General features: G+C 60.3%; 2 protein-coding genes. Both read right to left on the minus strand.

What is annotated here, in order from left to right; all coding sequences use genetic code 11:
- The coding region (locus IGS51_RS20625) for a calcium-binding protein (protein ID WP_297080641.1) at positions 1-2,486 on the minus strand (2,486 nt) is incomplete at its 3' end.
- 653 nt (positions 2,487-3,139) lie between these two features.
- A complete protein-coding gene (locus IGS51_RS20630; RefSeq protein ID WP_297080642.1) occupies positions 3,140-4,207 on the minus strand; it encodes a pentapeptide repeat-containing protein in 1,068 nt (355 codons plus the stop codon).
- Between the last annotated feature and the right edge of the window lie 93 nt (positions 4,208-4,300).

Below are 4,300 nucleotides of genomic sequence, written 5' to 3' on the forward strand. Positions count from 1 at the left end.
CCCGCCAGCAGGTCGTTCCCCCCATTGCCGATCAGCACGTCATTTCCGGCTTCCCCTTTGAGCGTGTCATTCCCGCCCTCGCCGCGCAGGGTGTCTCCACCACCGCCGCCCCAGAGCAGATTATCGGCTCCATTGCCAATGATCAGGTTGCTCAGCCCATTGCCGCGCCCCGTGAGGGCATCGCCGCTGAGGGTGAGGTTTTCTACAGGATCGCCCAGCACCCAGCTGATCAAGGCAATCACCGTATCGGCTCCCGCCCTGAGCAGTTCGATGACCCCATCGCCGAGGCTGGCTACAACATAGGTATCGTTGCCGCGACCGCCCTCCAGTGTGTCGTTGCCGCTGCCCCCATCCAGCCAGTCGTGCCCGTCGAAGCCGCGTATCCGGTCGTGGCCGCCCATGCCCGTTAGCGTGTTGCTGCGGGAATTGCCCAATATCCCGTTACGCAGCGAATTGCCGATGCCCTCTAGCGCTGTGCCCCTCAGCGTCAGGTTTTCTACCTGGTCGGGCAGGGTGTAGCTGATGCTGGCTTCCACGGTGTCCATGCCGCCGTCAGCTCGCTCAATCACGCGATCGCCCGCATGGTCTATCACGTAAGTATCGTTGCCCCTGCCGCCGACTAGCTCATCGGCCCCAGGGCCCCCGTCGAGGCGATCGCCCCCGTCGTGCCCCATCAGCGTGTCGTTGCCTGCGCCGCCCATCAACGTGTCGCTGCCCGCGCCGCCGATTAACCGATCGTTGCCGTCGGTTCCCGCTAGGTTCAGCGGGTCGGATGTGCGGGGGGGATCTGGCGGCACAGCGCCCGGGCCCGGTTCTGCCCACCAGCGGGGATTGGCGCTCATGAAGGCTTGCAGCGCCGTGTATTTGGGCGCATCGGTCTGGTCGAGGCTTTCCATCATGCCCCAACTGCCCCATTTGCTGGGACGGGCAATATCCACAAAATGGTTGAACAGCGTGCCGCCTGCCTCCTTCCAGCCGTCGAGCAGTTGTTGATAGAGTTCCGCCATTTCGGGACGACGGTTGAGCGCGATGAAAAACTCGGTCAACTGCGCGTCGTTTTCGATGCCCGACGTGCCGACGATGTGCTGCCCGCCCTCGTAGGCGACGAGCTGCAAGTTGTGGCGCTGGGCGATGTCGGCATGGTACTTGAATAGAGCGATCGTGTCTTTGACGGAATCTTTGCTGTCGCCCAGCAGACCGCCCTCGCGGAGGTGCTGAAAGGCCTTGGCAAAGCCGCCGTCGGGTTCCGAAAGCCAGGAGCGCACCGTGTTGGCGTGGGTGGGGCTGCCCAGGTTGTTGCCAAAGTAGCCCGTAACGGCGTAGGCATCGACGGCTTTCCAGGCGGGTTCGTTGCCCTCGGCAACCCAAGCGGGCGTGTTTAGCGCATAGGTTTCTAGCCCCTTCCAACCCGTTTGCGTAGCCAGCACGGCAATGACGCGATCTTGCGCTGCAAGGCGATTGCCACCGCTCTTTTCTGCAAAGGTTTCCTTCCAGATCTTGGCGGTCTGCGCTGCCCTCATGCCATACCACTGCATCCAGCCACCCTGCACGTCTTTGCCCCAGCGGGCCTCGGCCTGCGCCTGGGCGTAGTGCGCCTGGTCAAACTGCCAGTTCCACACCTCGTTGGAAAATTCCACATACACCCGCAGGTTGGGGTCGAGGTGGTCGCGCACGTAGGCGGCAAAGTTGGCAATGTATTCATCCGTCGCCTGGTGCGGCATATTGAACCAGGGCGATACCTGCATCTCATTTGCCAGGGCCACCATTGTTTCCACCGACGCGCCTTTCCAGGCCCAGCTTGCGTCAGTGGGTTTGGGGCGATCGCGCCATTCGCGCTGGGTGGAATCGTTGGTCTCCATCCAGTCCATAAACCGCAGCGTGCCAAAGTTGCGAATCCGCTCGTGAAACGTGGGATTGAAGACTGAGCCTTGCGCCACCAGCGGCAGGTCGTCTTCGTGATAGACGCGGATGTTTCGCAGATAGTCGCCCGTTTTCTGCGGGTCGGTCGCGGTGATCGAGAGCAGAATGCCCGCGTCTTTGGCGGCATCGACCTGGATCACGTCGCGGCCGGGCCGGGACAGGTTCTCCAGTTTTGCGGCGTTAAAACCGTATTCCAGCGTGCCCTGCCCGTCATACATCACCACATAGCGACCGGGGCGATAGGCTCCGGGGATGTCGCGCAGCATCAGCGTGCTGAGCTTGGTGTACGTCGTGCCGTTGGCGGCAGTGGGCAGACGGGTGGGCCAGCCGTGGGCATCCAGATTTTGCACCGTCTCGCCAGTATTCCAGACCTGGCTGGTTTGCGGAATCCAGGCGCGGGCTGTTTTGAACAGGTCGAGAAACGGAAGCTGGGGCGAAAAGTCGTTGATGCTCGTCAGACCGATGCCGAGCGATCGCCCTGTAGATCGCCCTGTAGATTGCCCTGTAGATCGCCCTATAGATCGCCCTGTGGTTAACCGCTGCTCATCCAAACGTGCCGTTGGCATGAATGCAATCCTCCCAGACTGTCGTAAAGCTGGCTGCAAGCGGATGCGACAGGAGGCGGGCCTTGACCCATCACCTCTTCCACCCGCTGACCCCTGAGAGCCAATCTCTAGTACCATCCCCCCTGCCGAAATCCGGGCAGACGACCGGAGAACTGCATAAATTCGGCGAAATACCGGAGATGAGAACCCCTGACAATACAAAGTGTGCGGTGATGCTTTAGACAAAAACCTCCGAAAACTTTGGGAACTGGATTTTTCACCCGAAATGCTGGGGGCGATCGCCCAACTCCCTTCCAGGAAATGGTTTCAACACGCTGCGCGACACTTCAAGCAGGCTTCATACCTGCTAATCTCCGTGTCTGTAGGTTGCCAACCTCATCCGTGCTTTACCTTTTGAACCCGGTGAGCCTACAGAACCGCATTACTCTTTGGCGAAGGCATCCCATTTTCTGCGTCAAACCACGCAGACGGGGGCGATCGCCCAAATGCAGATTCGCCCGATTTCTCAAAAATTTCCTGGATTATTCGCAAAATCATCCCAGCTTGATGAAGTCGAGCCTGGGGATTGCGCTCAGTCACAAAGATTACGGAGAGATGACGGAGGAGCCTGATGGGGGAAATGCGATCCAAAAATGCAACTTGCAAACTCCGAATCAGGGCGCGGGCGTAGGCAAGGGAGTTCCAGCGGGCGCGGCTTCCGTTGGTGAAACGCTGGCGGCAGGGGCTTCGGGAGTGGCTGGTGAATTGGGAGCGAACGGATCGAGGAGAACGGGGCAATCATCGTGGGCGATCGCCCCGTCGGGCATCGTTGTGCGGCAGAGCGTCGCGCCGTCTAGCTTTGCCCCGTTCAGGCTAGCTCCGGTTAGGTTCGCATCGGTGAGGTTTGCGCCCGTCAGGTTCGATCGCCGCAGGTTCACCGATTGCAGGTTGGCGCGTTGCAGGTTTGCCCCTGGCAGTTGGGCCCGCCCCAGGTTGGCCCGCAGCAGACTGGCGCCCGTCAGGTTTGCCTCACTCAAGTTGGCAGCCGTCAGGTCGGTATCGTTGAGCGTAGTTTGTTGCAGCTTGGCGCGGCGCATGTCGGTGCGGGTCAGGTTGGCCCGCGACAGGTTGGCGTTGCGAAGCCGCGCATCCTTGAGCCGCGCATTGCCCAGATAAACCCGCCGCAGATCGGCATTTCGCGCATCCACGCCCGTCAGGTTCGCTTCGCCCAGGTTTGCACCCACCAAGTAGGCTCGATTAAGCGTGGCTGCCCGCAGATTTGCCCGACTAAAAATTGTTTCCCCCAGATAGGCCGCATTAAGCCGGGCCCGATCCAAGTCGGCATCCCCCAGATAGGCCCGCCGCAGGTCGGCTTCCTCCAGCCGCGCCTCTGCCAAAACTGCCCCACCTAGCGTTGCATCGGTCAGGAGTGTCTTCCGCAGGTCGGCTCTGTCTAGGGCGGCTCCGGTCAGGTTGGCACTGCTCAAGTTTGCCCGCTTCAAGTCAGCTCCGCGCATCAGTACGTTTTGGAGGTTGGCATATTGCAGGTCTACTTCATCGAGTTCTGCATTATTCAGCCTGACGCGCTCCAAGTCGCAACTGACGCAGGCTTTCGTCCGCAAGAGCTGATTGACTCGCCCAGCTTTTGCGGCATTGCCCATACGAACCAACCCTACGGCGGTGGCCAGCGATCCCAAAAAGACGGCGATCGTGAGCAGCGCCATGACATCTTTTCGATCCATAGCAGGAAAAAGAAGAGAAATCGGCTTTAGCACGGAACTCTAGAACCCTAGGCATTGCTTTAAAACTTTCTAGGTCGGTGATTGCCCTGAGTC

This window comes from Thermoleptolyngbya sp. M55_K2018_002 (assembly GCF_015295965.1).
Taxonomy (GTDB): Bacteria; Cyanobacteriota; Cyanobacteriia; order Elainellales; family Elainellaceae; genus Thermoleptolyngbya; species Thermoleptolyngbya sichuanensis.